This window comes from Microlunatus parietis, assembly GCF_013407955.1.
GTDB lineage: Bacteria > Actinomycetota > Actinomycetes > Propionibacteriales > Propionibacteriaceae > Microlunatus > Microlunatus parietis.
This window is the reverse complement of the sequence record NZ_JACCBU010000001.1, coordinates 728,143-747,932: the sequence shown is the minus strand read 5'-3', so window position 1 is coordinate 747,932 and position 19,790 is coordinate 728,143. Positions and strand designations below refer to the sequence as shown.

The window sequence follows — 19,790 nt, the reverse complement described above, 5'->3', positions numbered from 1 at the left end:
GGATCGCCGGAGTCCCTGGCCGGGACCGTCCCGGCCACCTAGCTTCGTTCCCGTTGGCAGGGCCGTTGCCGGACCGAGGCCGAGGAGGCGGGCGTGAGGCGCTGGATGGCGATCGACGTCGGCCAGACGACGGTACGCGTGCGTACCTCCTGGACGTCGGAGGTGATCACCGCGCCCGGCTTCCACGACCCGGCGGCGGACCCGGTCGCGGCCGCCTTCGGTGCCGTGCGGCCGATCCTCGCGGCGTTCGCCGGCTCCATGATCGACGACGTGCCGGTCGTGCTGGCGATCGGCCACACTGGGTTGCCCGAGCCGGCGGAGGGACTGGATGCGGTAGCGAAGTTGATCTTGGCCGAGCTGCCGGTGGTGAGCGAGGTGCGGTTGTTCCCGGACGCGGTGACGGCGCATGCCGGGGCACTGTCGGGGCGGGCCGGCGTCGTCGTGGCGGCCGGGACCGGCACCGTCTGCCTCGGTGTCGACAGCGCCGGCCGGGCGGCCCGCGTCGACGGCGTCGGTCACCTGGTCGGTGACGCCGGGAGTGCGTACGACCTCGGCCGGGCCGGCCTGCGCCAGGCGGTCTGGCACCAGGAACGACGGGAAGCGGCGTCGGCCCTGTACGAGGCGGCGCGGCGCCACCTCCTGGACGACCTCGACCTCGGCGACGACCTCGGCGCCTCCCTCCGCCGGCTGTGCTGGCTGCCGGATCGGGTCAAGCTCGTCGCCGCGTTCGCCCGGCCGGTGATCGACTCCGCCCAGGCCGGCGATCAGGTCGCGGCCCGGCTGGTCGGGCAGGCGGCGGCGGACCTGGCCGCGACCGTGCGAGCCTGCGCCGCCCTGATCGAACCGGCCGCCGAGGACCGCCGGATCGCCTGTGTCGGTGGGATGTTCGCGAGCGATGCGCTGGCCCAGCCGTTCCGGGCCGCGCTCGACCTGGCCGACTGGCGGGTGGTCCCGGCCGACGGGACCGTACTGGACGGCACGGTGCTGCTCGCCGGAGACTCGCCGGGCCTGCATGCTTCGCTGGGCCACTTTCGGAAGGGATCGTGATGACCGCGACGTTCACCGAACAGATTCCGCAGCACGGGCTGATCGTCTCCTGCCAGGCGACCACCGGTTCGCCGTTGCGCGAGTCGATGATCATGGCGCTGATGGCCGAGTCGGCGGAGCTGGGCGGCGCGGCCGGGTTGCGCGCCAACGGGACGGCGGACGTCGCCATGATCAGCTCGCGGGTCGACCTGCCGCTGATCGGGATCAACAAGCTCGGCGACCCTGCGGGCGTCTTCATCACCCCGAGTGTCCAGGCGGCACTGGAGATCGTCGACGCGGGGGCGACGATCATCGCCCTGGACGGGACCCAGCGGCCGCGGCCGGACGGCAGCTCGCTGGCGGACCAGCTCGCGATGATCAAGGCCGAGACCCAGGTGCCGATCATGGCCGACGTCGACACCGTCGAGGCCGGGATGGCGGCCCGGCGGGCCGGCGCGGACGTCGTGGCCACCACGCTGTCGGGCTACACCGGCACCGGCGACGGCGGTCCCGGCCCCGACCTCGGCCTGGTCACTGCCCTGGCCGCCGCCGTCGACTGCCCGGTGATCGCCGAGGGCCGGATCCGGGACGAGTCCGAGGCCCTGGCTGCCCTGGCCGCCGGCGCCTACGCGGTCGTCGTCGGCAGCGCGATCACGAACCCGGTCCTGACCACCCGCCGCTTCGTGGACCGCCTGGGCACCTTCGCCAGCTGAGCCGGTCGATCACTCAGTCCCGACGGTGACCGGGATCATCGAGTTGATCACGTCCTGCGCCTCGGCCGGGTCGGGCCGGACCTTGGCCAGCTCGTCCCAGAGGGTGCTGCCGCGGTCGCGCAGGGCAAGGGCGGTGACGCCCCAGGCCGGCGCCCAGCCGAGCTCGAGGCACCAGGCGCCCCAGCCGGCGTCGCCGGAACTGCCCCAGTAGGCCCAGCGGCGGAAGTCGAAGGAGCGGAACCAGCTCCCGTCCAGCTCCGGCCGGTCGCTGCGAAGTTGGATCCTGATCAGATAGTCCGCCAGCCGGTCGGCGGCATCGGTCACTCGATGATCATCGAGGACGCCGGCCGCCTCGTACAGGCCGAGCAGGGCGAAGCCGGAGGAGTAGAGCTGGTCGGAGGCGGGGTCGCCGGTCGCGAAGATGATCGGCTCCTCGGTGGTGCCGTACTCCTCGTTGCTGCGCGCGACCTGGAACAGATCGATGCCGCCCGCCTCGACCTCACCGATCCCGCCGCTCGCGTCCTGGCGGCTGAGCAGGGCGTCGATCACGTCGGACAGCCAGCCGCGGAACCGGTCCGACGGCTCGACCCGGAGCTGCCAGGCCAGCGGCAGCAGGATCCGGGCCAGCTCGGTGACGTCGTTGCGCCGCCAGCCGCCCGGGAAGCGTTCCATCATGGTGATCAGGGCGGTCCGGGTCCGGTCCAGGAACGGCCGATAGCCGGTCGCGGCGTAGGCCCACTGGTAACAGGCCCACAGGTACGCCTCGAAGTGCGCACTGGGATTGATCAAGGATCCGTCGAAGTAGTGCTGCCAGCCGTGCTCGGCGAGCTGCGGCTGATCGATCCGGTCACCGCGGAAGCCGGTCCGGCCGGTGGTGCGGAAGTTCGCGGTGATGGCGCTGATCAACTCGCGGTGCCCGTCCGGTACGGCGAGCGTCGCGTCGGCGAGCAGCCAGGCCAGGATGACCCGGGCGTTGTCATCGCCGTAGTTCGCGATCTCCCAGGCGGGCGTCCCGACGCCCCAACCGATCAGTCCGTACGAGGGCCGCGCCGGATCGGACCGCTCGCCGCCGCACAACCCGGACGGTCCGCGGAGGTAGTCGATCAGGTTGCGCGCGGTCCGCGGACCGTCCGACCCGCGGTCGTCGAGGGCCAGCACCATCGCGGTCTCGGCGATGCAGTCCGCCCGCAGCGGCAGCCGGATCCGCTGGCTGCCGTCCGGCTGGATCGTCGACTCGAAACCCTCCGCGACCCCGTGGCTGCCGTCGCCGGTGCCGGCCGGCAGCCGGTCCCGCTGCACCGCCTCGCCGGTGATCATGAGCTCCCGCACCGCGCGTTCCTGATCTTGGTCGAGCAGCAGGCCGGCCCGGCGCAGCCAGTCCTGATAGGCCGTCACGGCCGCGGCGGCCGCGTCGGCGGGCAGCACGTCGTCGCGGCCGAACCGTGGCGACACCGCTCCCGGGATGATCATCGCCGGCGGCTCGACGGTCGGCTGCAGGACGCGCAGGATTCCCTGCCACAGGGCGATCCAGGCCGACTGGGGCTCGTACCGGCCGCGGCCGAAGCGGCTCAGCTGGGTGGTGGCGACCAGCACCGGTGCGTCCGGCAACCGGTAGAGGGCCGACCAGGCCGTCTCCGGCAGCCCGTACACGGCGGTGTCGAACCCGGCCACCCGGGCCAGCCAGAGCAACGTGTCCGGCTGCCGAGTCGGCAGATAGCGACAGGCGTGCACGGCGAGCAGACCCAACTCAGGGCCGAGCCGGGGATCGGTGATCACCAACCGCTCCAGCGTCGCCGTCTCCGGCTCGGCGTCGAGTCCGGGCAACTCGGCCGGGTACTCGACCAGCACCGACACCTGTCGTTCGGCCGCGACGGTGATCAACTCCGCCGGAAAGGCGGTCCGCCGCTCCGGATAGCCGTCGGCGAGCACCAGCACCGTGTCACCGGCCGCGGCGGCGTCCAGGGCCGCGGCCGGCTCCTCGTACCGGAGTGGACGGTGATCATCGGTGGTCAGCGCTCGGAGCAGGTCGTTGTCCGCCGTGCAGCAGAACAGAATCCGGTTCATGGACCGTCACGCTAGTGATCATGACCGGGCCCGACACCCAACTCCGTTAGACCACCCGCGCGGGTCAGTCGCCGCTGCGGCGCAGGACCTCGCTGAGCCGCTCGGCGGCAGCGATCACGGCCGGCGCGTGCAGCCGGCCGGGCTGCCGGGACAGGCGCTCGATCGGACCCGAAACGCTCACCGCGGCAATGACCTTGCCGGACGGGGACCGCACCGGGGCCGAGACCGACGCCACACCGGGTTCGCGCTCGCCGACGGACTGGGCCCAGCCGCGACGACGTACCGCGGCGAGTGCCACGGCCGAATAGCGGGAGCCGCGCAGGCCGCGCTGCATCCGGTCCGGCTCTTCCCAGGCCAGCAGGACCTGCGCCGCGGAGCCGGCGCTCATGGTCAGCTGGGTGCCGACCGGGACGGTGTCGCGGAGCCCCGAGGTGCGCTCGGCGGTGGCCACGCAGACCCGGTAATCGCCTTGCCGGCGGAACATCTGGGCGGATTCGCCGGTGATGTCACGGAGCCGGGCCAGCACCGGTCCCGCGGTGGCGAGCAGCCGGTCCTCACCGGCGGCGGAGGCGAGTTCGGCAAGGCGAGGGCCGAGGATGAAGCGTCCTTGCAGATCGCGGCTGACCAGTCGATGATGTTCGAGAGCGACGGCGAGCCGATGGGCTGTGGGCCGGGCCAGTCCGGTGGCGGCGACCAGTCCGGCCAAGGTTGTCGGTCCCGTCTCCAACGCACTGAGCACCAGTGCGGCTTTGTCCAGCACCCCGACACCGCTAGAGTTGTCCATGTCCTGATATTGCCGTCTCGGATGCTGGAATGCAAGTCGACAACAGGTAGCTCCGGCAACTAGGACGAGAGCCTGGAGATTCGTTGCGGGACGAGTATCTCCGACGACATTTTTCATTTTTCAGAGGAAGTGGACCAATGGGCAAGACGTTGAGCGAGAAGATCTGGGACGACCACGTCGTCCGATCGCATGCCGGGGAACCGGACCTCCTCTACATCGACCTTCACCTGGTCCACGAGGTCACCAGCCCCCAGGCGTTCGACGGCCTGCGCCAGGCGGGCCGACCGGTTCGCCGGCCCGATCTGACCCTGGCCACCGAAGATCACAACACGCCGACCCTCAACATCGACCAGCCGATCGCCGACCCGGTGTCGCGGACGCAGGTCGACACGCTGCGCAAGAACGCCGCCGACTTCGGGGTACGGCTGCACAGCCTGGGTGATCTTGATCAGGGCGTGGTGCACATCATCGGCCCGCAGCTGGGCCTGACCCAGCCCGGGATGACCGTCGTCTGTGGCGATTCGCACACCTCGACCCACGGTGCGTTCGGTGCGATCGCGTTCGGCATCGGCACCTCCGAGGTCGAGCACGTACTGGCCACCCAGACGCTGCCGCAGGCGAAGCCGAAGACGATGGCCGTCAACATCAACGGCGACCTGCCCCCCGGCGTCGTCGCCAAGGACGTCGTGCTGGCGTTGATCGCCAAGGTCGGCACCGGCGGCGGTCAGGGCTACATCGTCGAGTACCGCGGCTCCACCATCGAGAAGATGTCGATGGAGGGCCGGATGACGATCTGCAACATGAGCATCGAGTGGGGCGCCAAGGCCGGCCTGGTGGCACCCGACCAGACCACGTTCGACTATGTGCAAGGCCGTCCGCACGCTCCGACCGGCGCCGACTGGGACGCCGCGGTGGAGTACTGGAAGACGCTGCGGACGGATGAGGACGCGACGTTCGACGCCGAGATCGATCTTGATGCGGCGCAGCTGACGCCGTTCGTCACCTGGGGCACCAACCCCGGCCAGGGCGTCCCGCTGTCGGCTGACGTACCGGATCCCGAGGTGTTCCCGGACTCCGACGACCGCATCGCGGCGACGAAGGCCCTGGAATACATGGATCTCCGGCCGGGCACGCCGATGCGGGAGATCAAGGTCGACACCGTCTTCCTGGGTTCCTGCACGAACGGCCGGATCGAGGACCTGCGCGCCGCGGCCGAGGTGATCAAGGGCCGCCAGATCGCCGACGGGGTACGGATGCTGGTGGTGCCCGGGTCCGCCCGGGTACGGCTGCAGGCCGAGGGCGAGGGCCTCGACGTGATCTTCAAGGAGGCCGGCGCCGAGTGGCGGGCCGCCGGGTGCTCCATGTGCCTCGGCATGAACCCCGATCAACTGGCGCCGGGGGAGCGGGCGGCCTCGACCTCCAACCGGAACTTCGAAGGACGGCAGGGCAAGGGCGGCCGGACCCACCTGGTCTCGCCGCCGGTCGCCGCCGCGACCGCCGTCACCGGAACCCTGGCCGCGCCGGCCGATCTGCCGGCCGCCGTCTCGGCCTGATCGTCAAAGGAATCGCGTGATCATGGAAAAGTTCAGCAGTCATACCGGTACCGCGCTGCCGCTGCGTCGCAGCAACGTCGACACCGACCAGATCATCCCGGCCGTCTACCTGAAGCGGGTCACCAAGACCGGCTTCGAGGACGGGCTCTTCGCGGCCTGGCGGGCCGATCCCGACTTCGTCCTCAACCGGCCGGAGCACGCCGGCGCGACGATCCTGATCCCCGGACCGGACTTCGGCACCGGGTCGTCTCGCGAGCATGCCGTGTGGGCGTTGCAGAACTACGGTTTCAAGGTCGTGATCGGCTCCCGGTTCGGCGACATCTTCCGCGGCAACTCGGGCAAGGCCGGACTCTTGATCGCGGTGGTCGACCAGAAGATCATCGAGGAGCTGTGGGAGTACGTCGAGGCCGACCCGAGCCGTGAGCTCACCGTCGACCTGGCCGAGCGCAAGATCACGGGCGACGGCTTCGAGACCACGTTCGAGATCGACGACTACACGCGCTGGCGGCTGATGGAGGGGCTGGACGACATCGGCCTCACCCTGCGGCACGAGGAGTTGATCGACGGGTACGAGAGCAAGCGCCCGTCGTTCAAGCCGGCCACACTACCCGCCAAGGTCGAGTCGGCCGGCTGAGCTCCGGAAAGGGTGCCGAACGGCCCGATTCTCTTGCGACACGGCGTTTTCTCCGCGTTGGTGTTTGTCAGGACGCGTGGACTTCCCTAGCGTTATTCCTGCAGACGTACGGTACGGCTGCCCATTGGCCTACAACAAGGCTTGGAAAGTGTTCGTAAGAAGGGAAGCTGTGAACAAGGCTGAGTTGATTGAGGCGTTGTCGACTCATTACGAGGGCAACAAGGCTGAGGCGGCCCGGGCGTTGAACGCGGTGGTGCAGACCATCACGTACCAGACGGCGTCTGGCGAGAAGGTTTCGATCACCGGGTTCGGCGTCTTCGAAAAGGTGCACCGGTCGGCTCGGATGGTTCGCAACCCGCGGACCGGCGAGCGCAAGCGCGCCAAGGCCACCGCGGTCCCGCGGTTCCGTGCCGGCTCGGATCTGAAGGCGTTCGTCTCCGGTGCCAAGAAGGTGCCGAAGACCACCGCCAAGAAGGCCGCCGCGAAGACGACGGCCACCGCGACCGCCGCGAAGAAGACGGCGGCTCCGGCGAAGCGCGTCGCCAAGGCCGCACCGGCCAAGACGGCGGCGACCAAGAAGGCAGCGGTGAAGGCGCCGGCCAAGAAGGCCGCACCGGCGAAGAAGGCTCCGGCGAAGAAGGCAGCGGCGAAGAAGACCGCGAAGCGCTGAGCCACGCACCACTGAAGATCGAAATCCGGGCCGACTGCAACTGGTCGGCCCGGATTTTCATGTCCGCAAGGTGTTCCGCGGCACGGATCAACGGCGCGACCCGATGATCACCCGTGCCCCATCCGACCCACCTCACCAACTTTCCTGTCGCTTTACCTGAGAAGTAACTCGCGGGAAGCGCCAGTTTTTCACGTAACGTGAAAAACCGACGGGCAGCGATGTGGGGTCGGCACAGGGGGTCGCGGACGGGGGTCAGGCGATGCGGGACCAGGCGCTGACGGCGGCGCGGGAGGCCGGGCCGAGGCCGAGGCCGGCGATCTCGGCAAGATCATCCTCGGTGTCGACGTCGAGCCGGGCGTCCGGTACCGGGCGGCCGATCAGCGGATCGGTCAGGGCGACGGCGCCGCTGGCTCGGTGCGCCGCCGCCGAGCCCGGACCGAACCGGGGGTCGAGCGGCACGCCGTCGGCGAACAGCATGGTGGTGCCGATCTCGTCCGCGTCGGGGAGGAAGCTGCGCGGCTGCCGGGCAGCGGTGTCGATCACCGCGCGGAGTGTCTCCGGACGCAGCGCCGGCAGGTCCGCGACACAGGCGAACAGCCTCCGGATTCCCTGCCGGTGCAGGAATTCCTCACCGGCGCGCAGTGCCTGGTTGAGCCCGCCCGGCTCCGTCTCCGCGACCAGGTCGACCGACAGGCCGTGATCAACGAGCCGCGCCTGCAGGTCCGGTTCGGCGGTGACGATCACGGTCCGGGCGGCGCCGGACAGGACCCGTACCGTGTCCAGCAGCATGGCCCAGACCAGGTCGCGGCGGAGCGGACCGGGCAGGGTCGTCAGCCGCGATTTCGCCAGGCCCAGAGGCTTGATCGCCACCACCGCGCCGAGGACGGGCGCGGGGCGGAGCGTCGCCGAAGGTGCTTCCATGGCAGCCATGGTGCCACCGTCGTCCCAGCGGCATGCCTGAGCCCGTGTCCGACCACACGCCCTAAGGTGTGACTGGTGGAGCATCCCCGTCGCCTGCCGGACATCGTGGCCCGGGTCGCCGAGCCCGGCGAGCCGGCGCTGCGGCGTACGGTGTGGCTGTTGAACGCGACCTTCGGGCGGCTGACCCGGCGGGACTGGCGTGGCGCCGACAAGATGCCGCCCACCGGCGGCCTGGTGATCGTCGCCAATCACATCTCCAACGTCGATCCGCTGGCGCTCGGTCAGTTCGTGGCCTATGCCGGCCGCTGGCCGCGCTTCCTGGCCAAGGAGTCGCTGTTCCGGGTCCCGGTGTTCGGCGCGTTGATCACCCGATGTGGCCAGATTCCCGTGCAGCGCGGCACGCAACAGGCCGGACACGCGCTCGATCGCGCGATCGACGCGGTACGATCCGGCCGGTCCGTGATCATCTACCCGGAAGGAACGATCACCGTGGACCCCGACCTCTGGCCGATGGCCGGCAAGACCGGCGCTGCCCGGGTCGCGCTCGCCACCGGTTGCCCGGTGATCCCGATCGGGCAGTGGGGCGCGCAGGAGATCATGTACGGCAAGCGGATCCACCTGCCGCGACTGCTGCCGCGGAAGACGCTGCGGTTGATCACCGGGGATCCGGTACCGCTGGATGATCTTCGGGACCGGCCTCTCACCGCGGATCTGCTGCGGCAGGCGACGGACCGGATGATGGAGTCGATCACGGCGCTGGTCTCGACGCTCCGGAACGAGGATCGATGACCGCCCGGGTGACAGTGATGGGCTCCGGTTCCTGGGGAACCGCGTTCGCCCTGGTGCTCTCCGACGCCGGCCAGCAGGTCACCCTGTGGGCCCGGCGCCCGGAGCTGGCCGCCAAGATCAACAGCCAGCACTGCAACCCGGACTACTTCCCGACGATCGACCTGCCGGACACGTTGCGCGCCGATCATGATCCGGACCGGGCCATGGCGGACGCCGAGTACGTCGTGCTCGCCGTGCCCGCGCAGTCGTTGCGGGCCACGATGGCGGGCTGGCGGATCCCGGCCGATGCCGTGGTGATCAGCCTGGCCAAGGGTATCGAGCTCGGCACCGGCTACCGGATGAGCCAGGTGATCAGTGAGGTCGGCGGGATCGGTGCCGACCGGATCGGCGTTGTCACCGGCCCCAACCTGGCCCGGGAGATCGCCGAACGGCAGCCGTCCGCGAGCGTCGTCGCGAGCACCTCGCCGGAGACCGCGATCCGGCTGCAGGAGCTCTGCCACACCAGCAGGTTCCGCGCCTACACCAACCACGACGTGGTCGGCTGCGAGCTGGCCGGCGCGACCAAGAACGTGATCGCGCTGGCGGTCGGGATGGCCGCCGGGCTGGGCTTCGGCGCTAACGCGACGGCGTCGGTGATCACGCGCGGGCTGGCCGAGACGGCCCGCCTCGGCGTGGCCCTGGGCGCGGACCCGTACACGTTCTCCGGACTGGCCGGCCTCGGTGATCTTGTGGCGACCTGCTCCTCGCCGCTGTCCCGGAACCGTACCTTCGGCGAGGAACTCGGCTGGGGCCGGACAGTCGCGGAGATCTCCGGCGAGACCCGGCAGGTGGCCGAGGGCGTCAAGTCCTGTGCGTCGATTCAGGACCTGGCCCGGCGTTCCGGCGTGGAGATGCCGATCGTCGACCAGGTCGCCGCGGTGATCGCCGGCACGATCACGGCCAAGGAGATGATTCCCGCGCTGATGTCGCGATCGGCCAAACCGGAGCGGTACTAGTCCGTGCGGGCAGAATCATGATCACGGTGCAGATCCGGGTGCTGGGTGAGGTCGAGCTCTGGCGGGACGGCCGGCGCGTCGAGTCGCTCGTCGGCAAGCAGCAGGCGCTGCTGGCGACCCTGCTCACCGCGCCCGGGTTCGCCGCCAGCCAGGACTTCCTGATCGAACAGCTCTGGCCGGACAGCGAGCCGGCGGCGGCGACCGCGGCCCTGCACTCCTGCGTCTACCGGATCCGCAAGGCGATCGCCTCCGATGCGGTACGGCTGCGCCGGGACGCCCGGAACTACCAGCTCGAACTGGAGCCCGGGGTCGTCGACCTGCAGCGGTTCGAGGCACTCGCCGAGGGCGGTCGCGCGGCCCTGGACCGGGGCGACCACCAGGGCGCCACGACACAGCTGCGGGCGGCGCTGGAGCTGTGGCGCGGAGATTCCTTCTCCGGCGTCGATCTGCCCTCGGTGCGGGACCGGGCCCGGTCGGTGGACGAGGCGCGGCTCGACGTCGCCGAGTGGTGGCTCAGTGCGGAACTTGTGCTCGGTCACCACGAGGAGGTCGGCCGGGAGGCGGCCACCTTGATCTCCCGGAATCCCTTGCGGGAAAGGCTTTGGGAGCTGGAGCTGCTGGCGCTCTACCGGGCCGGCCGGCAGACCGTCGCGCTGGAGCGGTACGGGGAGCTGCGCCGGCTGCTGGCCGACGAGCTCGGCATCGACCCGTCGCCGGCGCTCCAGGAGCTGCACCGGAAGATCCTGGCCGGCGCCGAGGACCTGCGGGCCGACCGGCCGGACCGGGCCGTCGATCGGCGACCGGTCGCCGTGCCCCGGCAGGTGCCGGCCGGAGTCGGCCGGTTCGTCGGCCGCGCCGCGCTGCTGGCGGAACTGACCAGGCTGTCCGGGCGGCCGCGGGCCACGGAGCCCTTGCTGGCGGTGATCACCGGGCCGGCCGGGATGGGCAAGACGACGCTTGCCGTGCACTGGGCGCACCTGATCGCCGGCGACTACCCCGGCGGTCAGCTCTACGTCAATCTGCAGGGATTCGACCCGTCCGGTCAGGTCCGGACGGTCGGCGACGTGGCCCGCGGCTACCTGGTCGGGCTGGGCGTGCCGGACGGTGACCTGCCGGCCGACGTCGATGATCAACTTGCGCTGTTCCGGACGATCACCGCCGACCGGAAACTGCTGATCATCCTGGACAACGCCCGGGACGCCGAGCAGGTCCGGCCGCTGCTGCCGTCCGGCCCGGGCTGCTGCGTGGTGATCACCAGCCGTGATCAACTCGCCGGCCTGATCGCGACCGAGGGCGCCTGGACGCTGCCGCTGACGTTGCTCGAGGACGCGGAGTGCGAGGACCTGCTGGCCGGCCGGATCGGTGCCGATCGGGTCGCGGCCGACCGGCAGAGCGCGGCCAAGATCATCGAGATCTGCGGCCGGTTGCCGCTGGCGCTGGCGATCGCGGCGGCCCGGGTGTCCGGCCGGCCGCAGTTGTCCCTGGCCGGCGCGGTCGAGTCGCTGTTCGATCCGCGGCGCGGGCTGGACGCCCTCGATGCCGGCACCGCGGTCGGCGATCTGCGCCAGGTCTTCTCGTGGTCGTACGCGACGCTGGATGCCGAGGCGGCGCGCCTGTTGCGACTGCTCGGGGTTCATCCGGGACCCGAGATCGGGAGTGGGGCGGTGGCCAGTCTGGCCGGGCGCCCGCCGGCCGAGGTTGCCCGGCTGCTGGACCGGCTCGTCGCGGCCAGCCTGATCACCGAGTACGAGCCCGGCCGCTACCAGTTGCACGACCTGCTGCGCCGCTATGCCGCGGAGCTGGCCGACCGGGTCGACGGGGCGACGGAACGGCGGCAGGCCGAACTGCGGGTTCTTGATCATTATCTGCGCACGGCCGCCCGATCGGTGGCCCTGGACGAGCCGTCCCGGCCGCCGATCGAGCTGCCACCGCCGGAGCCGGACGTCACGCCGGAGGAGCTCGACCACAACGACCTGCTGCGCTGGTGCCGGGTCGAGCACACCGTGCTGACCGCGGTCGTGCGGCGCGGGATCGAGCTCGGGGCCGACCTGGCGGTCTACGCCCTGGTCTGGGCCATCCGTACCTATCTGGCCACGATCCAGCCGCCGCTGCCCGACCTCGCGTTCAGCCGGGCGGCCCTGACCGCGGCGCAGCGGATGGGCGATCCGACGGCCGAACTCGGTGCGCGCAGTTACCTGATGTACAACTACGCCGATCTCGGCAGACTGGACGACGCGCTGCGGGAGGCCGAGATCGCGGGAGAACTTGCGGCCGCGCTGGACCGGCCCCGGGAACGGGGCGTCGTCCTGATCGCCGCCGGTCACGTTCGTTCCACCAAGACGGGCAACAAGGCCGACGAACTGCCGTACAACCGGGAGGCGCTGCACTGGTTCCGGAAGGCCGGGTACACCCGCGGCGTGGCCTTCGCGCTGAACGCGGTCGGTGAATCCGAGTTGTCCCGCGGCAACGGCGCGGCCGCGCTGCAGCACTGCCTGGAGGCGGTCGAGACCTATTCGGGCGAAGGGGACGACGCCGGCCTCGGTGATCTGGTGGACACGCTCGCGGCGGCGTACGCGACGACGGGGGACCTCGACCTGGCGGTGACGACCTTCAGCCGGGCCATCGAGCTGTACCACAGCGCGGGCTTCCACCGCGCCGCCGGCGATTCCTGGGTCCGGCTGGCCGGCTTCTACGAGGAGGCCGACCGCTCGGCCGACGCGCTGCACGCCCTGCGCCAGGCGCTGGCGATCTATCAGGAGACGGCACCGGACCGCGCCGATCAGATCCGGCGGCGAATGGTCAGTGCCGCGACGCTGCGTCGGCTGCGCGACCGGAGCCGCGCGTCCTGATCAGCCCATCCGCCCGATCAACCCAGCCCGCGCAGGGCATGATCAAGATCGGCCCAGAGATCCTCGACGTGCTCGACGCCGACGGACATCCTGATCAAGCCCTCCGGTACGGTCGGCAGCTCGCCCGCCCAACGGCGGCGGCGCTCCAGCATCGACTCCACGCCGCCGAGGCTGGTCGCGAACACCCAGAGTCGCAGCGCCGCCACGAACCGGTCCGCCGTCTCGGCGTCGACCAGTTCGATCGACAGCAGGCTGCCGAAACCGGGGTAGCGCACCTTCCGTACCGCGGGCTGGGAGACCAACCGCTCCGCCAAGATCATCGCCGACGCCTGGGCCGCCGCCTGCCGGAGCGGGAGCGTCCGCAGCCCGCGCAGGACCAGGTACGTCTCCAACGTGCCCGGGATCGCACCACCGAGCTTGCGGGACACCTCCAGCCGCTCGAAATGATCATGGTCGTCGCGGTCCCGCACCACGACCGCGCCGAGCAGCGCGTCCGAGTGCCCGGAGATGATCTTGGTCGCCGAGTGCAGCACCAGGTCGGCACCGTCCCGCAGCGGCTGCTGCAGCAGCGGCGAGGCGAACGTGTTGTCGACCACCAGGACGGTGCGCGGGTCCCGGCCGGCCGCGATCGCGGCCAGGTCGGCGACCTCCATCATCGGATTCGTCGGCGACTCGAGCCAGATCAGGTCCGCGCTGCGCGCCGCGGCCAGGAACGCCTCGGTGTCGGTCAGATCGGCCTCCCGGACCGTCCACCCGTGGCGCAGCGCCCGCTGCTCCATCGCCGCGGCGACGCCGAGGTAGCAGTGCGCCGGCCGCACCACGACGGTGCCGGGCCCGAACAGGTCCAGGATCGCGGCGGCCGCGGCCATCCCGGAGGCGAAGGTCAGGCAGCGGCCACCTTCCAGCTCCCCGATCGCCTGCTCCAGCGCCTGCCAGCCCGGGTTGCCGTAGCGCCCGTACCCGATTTCCGGGCCGTCGGTGCGCGGGCTGCCGACGTACGTCGCGGCCGGGATCAGCGGCGGATTCAACGGAGCGTCCGGAACCCGCTGCGGGCGCCCGGCGGTGACGGCGACGGTCTCGGGGCGCAGGCGTGGCTGGCTCTCGGTCATGGCGACAGACTAGGAAGGACACGCCCGAGGCCGGGGCGCGGGGTGGACTCGACCGGGACCGACTTGGGTAGGGTCGGCTGCGTCAACGGCCTAGGGAGTACCTGATGAGCGATGTCCTGACCCGACCCCGGGTTGCGGTCGTCTTCGGCGGCGTCAGCAGCGAGCACAACGTGTCCTGCCTGACGGCGGCGGGCGTGCTGGGCGCGATCGACCGGGACGCGTACGACGTGATCGGTGTCGGCATCACCAAGACCGGCCGCTGGCTGGTGATGGAGCCGGACGCGGTGCTGGCGCTCCAGGTCAGCGATCACCGGCTGCCGGAGCTGACCGAGTCCACCGCCGACGCGGTGCTGGTCCGCGGCACCACCGGCAGCGAGTTGGCGGTCCGCGACGAGAGCAGCGCGCTGGCCAAGGTCGGGCCGGTCGACGTCGCGTTCTCCCTGCTGCACGGGCCGTTCGGCGAGGACGGCACGATCCAGGGCCTGTTCGAGATGATGGGCACCCGCTACGTCGGCGCCGGCGTGCTGGCCAGCGCGGTCGGCATGGACAAGCACTACATGAAGCTGGTGCTGGCCGGCTCGGCGATCCCGGTCGGGCCGTACGCGGTCGTCACGCCGCACCAGTGGCGGACCGACCGGGTCGCCGCCCTGGAGGCGGTCGCGCCGCTGACGTACCCGCTGTATGTGAAGCCCGCCCGCGGCGGCTCCAGCCTCGGCATCAGCAAGGTCGACGACCCGAGCAAGCTGGAGGCCGCGATCGAGCAGGCCCACGAGTTCGACCCCAAGGTGATCGTCGAGCAGGCGTTCGTCGGGGCCCGGGAGCTCGAGTGCGGCGTGCTGGCCGAGGTCGACGGCGGCACGCCGCGGGCCAGCAAGATCGCCGAGATCCGGATGCACAACGAGTCCGGCTTCTACGACTTCGAGGCGAAGTACCTGCCCGAGGAGCAGGTCGACCTGGACGTGCCGGCCGACATCGAGCCGGCGATCGCGGAGGAGATCCAGCGGCTGGCGATCGAGACGTTCGAGGCGATCGGCTGCGAGGGGCTGGCCCGGGTGGACGTGTTCGTCACACCGGAGGGCCGGGTCGTCGTGAACGAGATCAACACGATGCCCGGCTTCACCGAGCACTCGATGTTCCCGCGGATGTGGGCCGCCAGCGGCGTCAGCTATCCGGAGCTGGTCGACCGGCTGATCCGGCTCGGCCTGGAGCGCCCGCTCGGCCTCCGCTGAACCGCTGGCACGGCTCGGCGTGACGCAGCCTCGGGGGCCGGTGAAGTCGGCCGACCGCGCGCTGGCGGCGATCGACCTGGTCGCCGCCCTCGGCTCGGCGAGCTTCGCCGAGATCGCCGAGGCACTACAGCTGCCGCGGTCCAGCGCGCACGGGCTGCTCGGCACCCTGGTCGACGCCGGCTGGCTGGACGTGTCGGCGGAGCCGCGGCGCTACCGGCTCGGCCTGCACGCCTGGCAGATCGGGCAGCGGTACGACGGTCACCGGCTGCTGCTGGAGAAGGCGAAGCCGTTGATGGACGCCCTGGTCGGCGCGACCGGTGAGACGGTCCAGCTGGCCCGGCTGGACGGCGTCGAGAACGTCTACATCGGGATCAGCCTGTCGCCGAACCCGATGCGGATGGCGTCCTCGGTCGGGATGCGGCTGCACGCGCACGCGACCGGGATCGGCAAGGCGCTGCTCAGCGTGCTCGACGAGGCCGACGCCCGGGCCCGGCTGGAATCCGTCGTGCTGCCGCAGCTGACTCCCCGGACGCTGACCGATGTCGACGAGATCCTGGCGGCCGTCGGGCGGGCCCGCGAGGTGGGTTTCGCGACCGACGACGAGGAGTTCGTGGCCGGCTGCCGGTGCGTCGCCGTACCGCTGACGACCGAGCGGGAGACCGGGATCGCCTCGGCGATGAGCCTCACCATGCCGACGGCCCGTACCGACGGCTCCTGGCCGCACGGCCTCTATCCGCCGCTCCGCGACGCCGCGCAGGCGATCCGGGAGCAACTCGGACTGACCGGCTCGCTGTCGCCCTGATCTGCTCAGGGACCGTTGCATGGCGCCCGCGGTTGTGGCACCATCTGCCGATTTCACATTGATGAACCCAGATTCACATCCGTGAACAGCTCTGGAGATCGACGGAGATTCCTATGACCACGACGTCGACGGCGAACCTCGCGCCCGTCATCCGCAAGGTGACAGCACGGCTCATCCCGATCCTGCTGCTGATGTACATCCTGGCCTTCCTGGACCGGTCCAACCTCGGCTTCGCCAAGGCCGCGTTCCAGGCCGACACGGGCCTCTCCAATGCCGCGTACGCCCTCGGCGCCGGGATCTTCTTCCTCGGCTACGCGGTGCTCGAGGTGCCGAGCAACCTGCTGATGCGCCGGGTCGGTGCCAAGGCCTGGCTGGCCCGGATCATGATCAGCTGGGGCATCGTGTCGGCGCTGATGATGTTCGCGACCAACGAGCCGACCTTCTATCTGTTGCGCGTGCTGCTCGGCATCACCGAGGCCGGCTTCTTCCCGGGCGTGATCTACTACCTGACCCAGTGGATCCCGGTCGAGCACCGGGCCCGGGTGAACGGCCTGTTCTACTTCGGGGCGCCGCTGGCGTTCATCTTCGGCGGGCCGCTGTCCGGCCTGCTGCTCGATCTGGACGGCCTCGGCGGGTTGCACGGCTGGCAGTTGATGTTCTTGATCACCGGTCTGCTCACGGTCGTCGTCGGCATCGTCGTGATCAGCTATCTGCCGAACGGGCCGAAGGACGCCCGCTGGCTGTCCGAGGCCGAGCGGGCGACGCTGCTCGCGGCGATGGACTCCGAGGACGACGCGAAGCAAGATCATTCTCCGCGCGGCGCGCTGCGGGCGTTGGCGAATCCGGGGGTGCTCTATTTCAGTGCCATCTATCTGACCATTCAGATGGCCGTGTACGGCGTCACGTTCTACCTGCCGACGCAGGTGGCCGGCGTGGTCGGCCAGGAGGTCGGCCTGCAGGTCGGTCTGCTCACCGGCGCGGTGTGGACGCTGGCGATCGTCGGCGTCGTCGTGGCGACCCGGATCGCCGACCGGACCGGGCATCGCCGGGTGGTGGCGGCCGTGGCGCTCGGCCTTGCAGCGTTGGGAATCCTGCTGTCCGTGGTGCTCGCCCAGCCGGTCCTGGTGCTGCTGTCGCTGGCCGTCGGCGCGGCCGGGTTCATCGCGGTCCAGCCGGTGTTCTGGACCCTGCCGACCTCGTTCCTTGTCGGCGCCGCCGCGGCGTCGGGCATCGCCTTGATCAACTCGGTCGGCAGCCTGGGCGGCTTCCTGGCGCCGATCGTCAAGAACTGGGCCGACGGGGCCTGGGGACCCAAGGGCGGGTCGATCACGTTGGCGATCATCGCGGCCGTCGGTGCCGTGCTGATCGCGGTCAGTCATGTCGTTTCCGCGGGAGTCCGTACGATCGCGGAACGCCGAGAGAACGTGGAGGAGCACTCGTGAAAGCACTGCGACTGGAGGAGATCGGGCGGCTCGAGGTGGTCGACCTGCCCGATCCGGAGCCGGGCCCGGGCGAGGTACGGCTGCGGATCGTCGCGACCGGGATCTGCGGGTCGGACCTGCACGGGTTCACCGGTGAGAACGGGCGGCGGCATCCCGGTCAGGTGATGGGACACGAGGCGGTCGCGATCATCGACGCGGTCGGTGCGGGCGTCGACGGTCTGGCCGTCGGGTCGCCGGCCACGTTCAATCCGGTCGTGGTGCCGGAAGCTGATCTTGAAGCGTTCGCGGGCCGGGAGCAGTTGTCGCCGGGCAAGCAGGTGATCGGGGTGGCCCGGGAGATCGTGGCGGCGTTCGCCCAGTTGATCATCGTGCCGGCCCGCAACGTGGTGCCGCTGCCGGCGTCGATGCCGATCGAGCTGGGCGCCCTGGTCGAGCCGCTCGCGGTGGCCGTGCACGCGGTGCGCCGGGCCGGAGCGGCGCCGGGGGACCGGGTGCTGGTCGTCGGCGGCGGGCCGATCGGTCAGTCGGTGGTGCTGGCGCTGCAGATGGCGGGCGTGGAGCGGGTCGCGGTGACCGAGCTGGCGCCGTCGCGCCGGGCGCTGGTCGAGCGGCTCGGGGCCTCGGCCCTGGATGCGGCCGCGGCCGACGCGGCGGCGGTCACCGAGGCACTGGGCGGGCCGGCCGATGTGGCGATCGACGCGGTCGGCGTCGAGGCGACGGTCCGGCTCGCGCTCGAGGCGACCCGGCTCGGCGGCACCGTGTGCCTGGTCGGGATGGGGGCGCCGAAGCTGGGGCTGGACGCCTACCTGGTGAGCACGGGGGAGCGGGCGCTGGTCGGCAGCTTCACGTACACGGCGCAGGACTTCGCCGACGCCGCCGCCTGGATCGGGCAGGCCCCGGCCCAGGCGGGCGAGTTGATCTCGCGGGTGGTGCCGCTGGAGGAGGGGCCGGGCGCCTTCGTCGAGTTGGCCGGGCACGCTGACGTACCGGGAAAGGTCTTGGTCCGCCTCGATCAGGGAGAGGAACAACGATGACGCAGCCGACGATCCGCGAGGTGCGCGCGACCACGGTCCGCGGCAAGGGTGCGGACTACCATGATCAATCCGGCTACCACTGGATCGATGATCACATCGCGACGCCGATGTCGGTCTACCCGGAGTACCGGCAGTCGCGGCAGTCGTTCGGGCTGAACGTGCTGGGCACGCTGGTGGTGGAGATCGAGGCGAGCGACGGCACCGTCGGGTTCGCGGTCACCACGGGCGGCGAGATCGGCGCCTGGATCGTCGAGAAGCACCTGGCCCGGTTCCTGGAGGGGCGGCCGGTCACCGACCTGGAACGGATCTGGGACCAGCTGTACCGCTCGACGCTCTACTACGGTCGCCGCGGCGTCGTGCTGAACACGATCTCCGGTGTTGATCTTGCCCTCTACGACCTGCTGGGCCGGCTCCGCGGCGAACCCGTGTATGCGCTGATCGGCGGACCGGTGCGCGACGAGCTTCAGTTCTACGCGACCGGCGCCCGGCCCGACATCGCCCAGCAGCTCGGCTTCATCGGCGGCAAGATGCCGTTGCACCACGCGCCGGCGGAGGGGCAGCAGGGCTTCGTCGACAACCTGGCCGCGCTGGCCGACATGCGGTCCCGGGTCGGCGACGACTTCTGGCTGATGTGGGACTGCTGGATGTCGCTCGACGTCGAGTACGCCACCCGGCTCGCCCACGCCGCCGCCGAGCACAAGCTCAAGTGGATGGAGGAGGCGCTGATCCCGGACGACTACTGGGGTTACGCACAGTTGAAGCGGCAGGCGCCGGCCGGGATGTTGATCACCAGCGGTGAGCACGAGGCGACCCGGTGGGGCTTCCGGCAGCTGCTGGAGACCGGCGTCGACATCATCCAGCCGGACGTCAACTGGTGCGGCGGCATCACGGAGTTGATCAAGATCTCGGCGCTGGCCGATGCGCACGGCACCATGGTCGTGCCGCACGGTTCGTCGGTGTATTCGTACCACTTCGTGGTGACCCGGACGAACAGCCCGTTCGCCGAGTTCCTGATGATGCACGAGACCGCCGAGGAGGTGGTGCCGATGTTCACACCACTGCTGCTCAACGAGCCGGTGCCGGTGAACGGGCGGCTGCGGGTCCCGGAAACGCCGGGCTTCGGCGTCGAGCTCAATCCCGAGGTGCCGCGGGAGCGTCCGTACACGCACTGATCAT

General features: G+C 70.8%; 17 protein-coding genes. 13 read left to right on the top strand and 4 right to left on the bottom strand.

Features of this window, described 5'->3' with window-relative positions:
• Window positions 1-93: 93 nt before the first annotated feature.
• Window positions 94-1,047, top strand: coding sequence for an N-acetylglucosamine kinase (locus BKA15_RS03550; protein WP_179748145.1), 954 nt, complete (start codon window positions 94-96; stop codon window positions 1,045-1,047).
• Window positions 1,047-1,739: an N-acetylmannosamine-6-phosphate 2-epimerase gene (locus BKA15_RS03545; RefSeq protein WP_179748143.1), complete on the top strand. Its 693-nt coding sequence runs from the start codon at window positions 1,047-1,049 to the stop codon at window positions 1,737-1,739. Before BKA15_RS03550 ends, BKA15_RS03545 begins: the two co-directional genes overlap by 1 nt.
• Before the next feature lie 9 nt (window positions 1,740-1,748).
• On the opposite strand, the gene BKA15_RS03540 is transcribed toward BKA15_RS03545, so the two are convergent.
• Both BKA15_RS03540 and BKA15_RS03535 read right to left on the bottom strand, forming a co-directional pair.
• Window positions 1,749-3,803 (bottom strand): hypothetical protein, encoded by a 2,055-nt coding sequence (locus tag BKA15_RS03540; protein ID WP_179748141.1) that lies wholly within the window; start codon window positions 3,801-3,803, stop codon window positions 1,749-1,751.
• A gap of 64 nt (window positions 3,804-3,867) precedes the next feature.
• Window positions 3,868-4,587 carry an IclR family transcriptional regulator gene (locus tag BKA15_RS03535; RefSeq protein WP_179748139.1) on the bottom strand — a complete coding sequence of 240 codons (720 nt, stop codon included), beginning with the start codon at window positions 4,585-4,587 and terminating at the stop codon, window positions 3,868-3,870.
• 137 nt (window positions 4,588-4,724) lie between these two features.
• On the opposite strand from BKA15_RS03535, the gene leuC reads away from it, so the two are divergent.
• From leuC to BKA15_RS03520, 3 genes are all read left to right on the top strand, one after another.
• Window positions 4,725-6,140 carry a 3-isopropylmalate dehydratase large subunit gene (gene leuC / locus BKA15_RS03530; protein ID WP_179748137.1) on the top strand — a complete coding sequence of 472 codons (1,416 nt, stop codon included), beginning with the start codon at window positions 4,725-4,727 and terminating at the stop codon, window positions 6,138-6,140.
• A gap of 22 nt (window positions 6,141-6,162) precedes the next feature.
• On the top strand, window positions 6,163-6,774 hold the full coding sequence (leuD, locus tag BKA15_RS03525; RefSeq protein WP_179758212.1) for a 3-isopropylmalate dehydratase small subunit: 612 nt from the start codon (window positions 6,163-6,165) through the stop codon (window positions 6,772-6,774).
• Between the two features lie 124 nt (window positions 6,775-6,898).
• Window positions 6,899-7,444, top strand: coding sequence for an HU family DNA-binding protein (locus tag BKA15_RS03520; protein ID WP_218871047.1), 546 nt, complete (start codon window positions 6,899-6,901; stop codon window positions 7,442-7,444).
• Window positions 7,445-7,696: 252 nt separating this feature from the next.
• On the opposite strand, the gene cofC is transcribed toward BKA15_RS03520, so the two are convergent.
• On the bottom strand, window positions 7,697-8,365 hold the full coding sequence (gene cofC / locus BKA15_RS03515; protein WP_179748135.1) for a 2-phospho-L-lactate guanylyltransferase: 669 nt from the start codon (window positions 8,363-8,365) through the stop codon (window positions 7,697-7,699).
• A gap of 75 nt (window positions 8,366-8,440) precedes the next feature.
• Between cofC and BKA15_RS03510 the strand changes: the two genes are divergently transcribed.
• The 3 genes from BKA15_RS03510 to BKA15_RS03500 are packed head-to-tail and all read left to right on the top strand — an operon-like array spanning window position 8,441 to window position 12,998.
• On the top strand, window positions 8,441-9,154 hold the full coding sequence (locus tag BKA15_RS03510; protein ID WP_179748133.1) for a lysophospholipid acyltransferase family protein: 714 nt from the start codon (window positions 8,441-8,443) through the stop codon (window positions 9,152-9,154).
• Window positions 9,151-10,149 (top strand): NAD(P)H-dependent glycerol-3-phosphate dehydrogenase, encoded by a 999-nt coding sequence (locus tag BKA15_RS03505; protein ID WP_179748131.1) that lies wholly within the window; start codon window positions 9,151-9,153, stop codon window positions 10,147-10,149. The genes BKA15_RS03510 and BKA15_RS03505 overlap by 4 nt, the downstream gene beginning before the upstream one ends.
• A gap of 17 nt (window positions 10,150-10,166) precedes the next feature.
• Window positions 10,167-12,998, top strand: a complete 2,832-nt coding sequence (locus tag BKA15_RS03500) for an AfsR/SARP family transcriptional regulator (protein WP_179748129.1) — start codon at window positions 10,167-10,169, stop codon at window positions 12,996-12,998.
• 17 nt (window positions 12,999-13,015) lie between these two features.
• Here BKA15_RS03500 and BKA15_RS03495 read toward each other — a convergent pair whose 3' ends face one another.
• Window positions 13,016-14,107, bottom strand: coding sequence for a trans-sulfuration enzyme family protein (locus BKA15_RS03495; RefSeq protein WP_179748127.1), 1,092 nt, complete (start codon window positions 14,105-14,107; stop codon window positions 13,016-13,018).
• A 116-nt stretch (window positions 14,108-14,223) separates the two neighbouring features.
• Between BKA15_RS03495 and BKA15_RS03490 the strand changes: the two genes are divergently transcribed.
• The 5 genes from BKA15_RS03490 to rhmD all read left to right on the top strand — a co-directional run bounded on the left by BKA15_RS03490 (window position 14,224) and on the right by rhmD (window position 19,786).
• Window positions 14,224-15,336, top strand: a complete 1,113-nt coding sequence (locus tag BKA15_RS03490; RefSeq protein ID WP_281385379.1) for a D-alanine--D-alanine ligase family protein — start codon at window positions 14,224-14,226, stop codon at window positions 15,334-15,336.
• Between the two features lie 19 nt (window positions 15,337-15,355).
• Window positions 15,356-16,138 (top strand): IclR family transcriptional regulator, encoded by a 783-nt coding sequence (locus BKA15_RS03485; protein WP_179748123.1) that lies wholly within the window; start codon window positions 15,356-15,358, stop codon window positions 16,136-16,138.
• A 113-nt stretch (window positions 16,139-16,251) separates the two neighbouring features.
• Window positions 16,252-17,580 carry an MFS transporter gene (locus BKA15_RS03480; RefSeq protein WP_179748121.1) on the top strand — a complete coding sequence of 443 codons (1,329 nt, stop codon included), beginning with the start codon at window positions 16,252-16,254 and terminating at the stop codon, window positions 17,578-17,580.
• Window positions 17,577-18,614 (top strand): zinc-dependent alcohol dehydrogenase, encoded by a 1,038-nt coding sequence (locus tag BKA15_RS03475; RefSeq protein WP_179748119.1) that lies wholly within the window; start codon window positions 17,577-17,579, stop codon window positions 18,612-18,614. The genes BKA15_RS03480 and BKA15_RS03475 overlap by 4 nt, the downstream gene beginning before the upstream one ends.
• Window positions 18,611-19,786: an L-rhamnonate dehydratase gene (rhmD, locus tag BKA15_RS03470; RefSeq protein ID WP_179748116.1), complete on the top strand. Its 1,176-nt coding sequence runs from the start codon at window positions 18,611-18,613 to the stop codon at window positions 19,784-19,786. The genes BKA15_RS03475 and rhmD overlap by 4 nt, the downstream gene beginning before the upstream one ends.
• The last annotated feature ends 4 nt before the right edge of the window (window positions 19,787-19,790 follow it).